At 61.7% G+C, this 2,697-nt stretch carries 2 protein-coding genes; both read right to left on the bottom strand.

Translation table 11 applies throughout. The features are described 5' to 3' along the window. The coding region (locus R6U20_RS09305; protein ID WP_410337582.1) for a DUF6263 family protein at positions 1-826 on the bottom strand (826 nt) is incomplete at its 3' end. Positions 827-1,276: 450 nt separating this feature from the next. Next, a complete protein-coding gene (gene cas6 / locus R6U20_RS09300; protein ID WP_410337581.1) occupies positions 1,277-2,359 on the bottom strand; it encodes a CRISPR system precrRNA processing endoribonuclease RAMP protein Cas6 in 1,083 nt (360 codons plus the stop codon). Positions 2,360-2,697: the final 338 nt, after the last annotated feature.

Below are 2,697 nucleotides of genomic sequence, written 5' to 3'. Positions count from 1 at the left end.
CTACGCCTTGCCCCAGTTCAAGCGGGCTACCGTCGGTTTCGAGTTCAATGACCACGTCGATCATTGCTTCTGCATCCACCACCTCATCGAGCGTATACACGGCGGTGACCATGAAGGGCATGCCCATATTCAGTTCGGTCTCAATTTCCCAACTGTCGCCGACCGATACGGGGTCGTCGGGATAGAAGCGGAACTGGTTCATTAGCGGCTCTACGAACATGCTGGGGTCGCTCATGCCGCCTGCGTTCGCATCGCCCATAAGGGCTTCGATCTGGGTTGCAAGCGTGTCGCGGCTGCCTACGAAGTGGCCCTGCTGGTCCAGTTCAAACTGAAGCATGTTGCCGATAATCGGATCGACGATTCCGGCAAGAGGACCGGCATTGCTGTTGTCTTCGGCATCGCTGTCGTAGGATACTGTGTTGCCCATGCCGTCGAACGTTACCTGCATGCGCGTGGCGGTGTATTCGAGAGACGTTGCGCCCTCGGCGGTGTAATCGGCCACACGCAACTTCTGCGTGATCGTCTGGTCCTGGGTGATGTCTACGTTGTTGCCCTGCACCACGAGGTTCTGTTCTACATTTTGCGTGTGCTGGGTCTGGTAGGTGGCTCCGGCCTCGGGCGCAAGGCGCAGCAGGTAGGTGTCGTTGCCCTGGTTCCAGGCAGGGCGCTCAACCGGAGCGGGCTCGCTGTTGGTTGCGGAGTCAGAGGAGTCGGAGGAGTCGGAGGAGGTGGATTCGGTGCTGCTGCAGGCGGCAAGACTGAACAAAAGAAGCAGGCTGACGCCGAGCAGCCATGAGGATCGTGACGGGGCAATGGCAGAACGCATGGGTACAGGGCCGTTGGTGGGAAAAGAGCGAGCAAACTGCTGAAGTTGGCATACAGACACACAAAATATACGGGTCTGCCCCACAAACTAAAAGCGGATTTGATGCAAATATTGCCGGGGAGTCGCTAATCCTGATGGGATCGGAGTTGTCAAGTCAAGAATGGATCCCGGATCGGCTCCCAACAGGGGGCGAGATTGTCCGGGATGACTTGCGGGTGGGGGATTCCCATTTGACCTGACAGGTCTTTGCGAGCACGGTGACCTGCCGCACTGCATCAGGGTATGGGGGGCGGCGATGGCCTATGCCGCCCGAAGACAGGGGCTACGACGATGAACCGTTGCTGTCGGCATCGGGACGGTCGAAACGTACGGGGGGCTCCCGAGCTTTCGCTTCATCCAAAAACCCAAACGGAGGTGTGCTGGGAGGGGCCACGACAAATCAGGGAGGCGTCATGATGCCACGACTACGCGCCCCAGGCCCAGTGCGGTCTTTTTGCCGAGGTGCAGCGCCTCGGCGTGCTTCATGAATGTACGCCAGATGCGGCGTACGGGCGCCGGGCCGTCGATTGTGAGCGGGCCCATGAGTCCGCTGATGGGGTGGCGCCGTCCCTGCCGGTGGCTGTAGCGTCCGCCCGTGGCCCAGGTCAGGGCCGAGGCGTCGAGCGTGGTGGCATCGCCCAGCGCAAAGAAGGCGTCGAGCAGGTCTTGCACGGTGGAGGCAGTGGGCGGCTTTGGGCTGTAGCAGACCGCCAGCCCCACCAGGCGGCGGTACGTAGCTGCGCAGAGTGCGGGCACCGACATATCATCGGGACGCACAATTTTGCGGGCATGCTTCAGGCGCAGCGGGGTGCGAAGCTGTACCGTAACCGGTCCGTTGGGCACGGTGTCGGCATTGGGCTGCATGGCTGCGGCCTGCTCGAACAGATGCGTGTCGCAGCGCGGCGGCAGGCTCCACTGCGTGCCGTTGTAGAGCTGGAGTGATACACCGCCCACATCGAGCGCGGCTTCGGCCAGCTGCACACGTCCACGCCGCCGGGCCCCACCGGGCTGATCAGTTTTCTTGCCCAGGCCCTGCGCGCCGAGTGCGTCGAAGGCTGCAGTAAGTGAGGGAATGGCCGCGAGGGCTTCCTCCACCAGGACCATATCCACCTGCACGCGTGTGTTTGGCGGCAGCACAAGCGGCTCGCCCGGCTCGGGTGGCGTATGCATGCGCATCACAAACGGATGCGGCACGTGCTCGCCCGCCAGCCCCAGCCGTCCGAGGGCGCGGCCAGAGAGTTCGTTGGGGAGATCAACGGCCGTGCGGGGCGTGCGAAAGAGCTGCTGGTAGAGCGAGAGGTCGTGGTTATGGTGATGCTCGGGCGCAATCCGATGCAGAAACTCGCCCAACTGCCCCCGCCACACGCTGGCGGGCGGTGCGGTCAGGTGTACGCGTCCGCGTGTCTTGTAGGCCAGGCGCAGGGTAGCGGTGCGCGGCAGGGTAAGCGTATTGAGAGGAGCGAGCGTGTCGGAGAGAGCGGTCGTATCGGACATGAACAGCAGCGCAGCGAGTAGAATAACGAGTCGGAGCCGAGCCCCCACATAACAAACGGTGCAGGGCCGTCGGATGCAATTCATAGCGAGCGGATACCGAGCGTAGCCAGCAGCCCCCAACTCCGTTCCGTCTCGTCTGGCAGACGACTCCTCCCCTCAAAGACCTGACAGGTCTAATAGCAACGCCCTCACGCACAAGTCATCCCGGACACAGCAACGCCCCCACGCACAAGTCATCCCTCGATAAGGAAAACTTCAAGGTTATGTTGAAGCATGTAGGAATTGCTCGTCCTCGAATCACGCAGAAGAGATTCCGTAAGGTGTATGCTTGAAATTGC

The organism is Longimonas sp. (assembly GCF_046498435.1).
Taxonomy (GTDB): domain Bacteria; phylum Bacteroidota; class Rhodothermia; order Rhodothermales; family Salinibacteraceae; genus Longimonas.
This window is presented reverse-complemented; position numbering and strand designations above follow the sequence as displayed.

Excerpts from the sequence above, each read along its gene's own strand:
- cas6 (WP_410337581.1), bottom strand. The coding sequence starts at position 2,359 with ATGTCCGATACGACCGCTCTCTCCGACACGCTCGCTCCTCTCAATACG.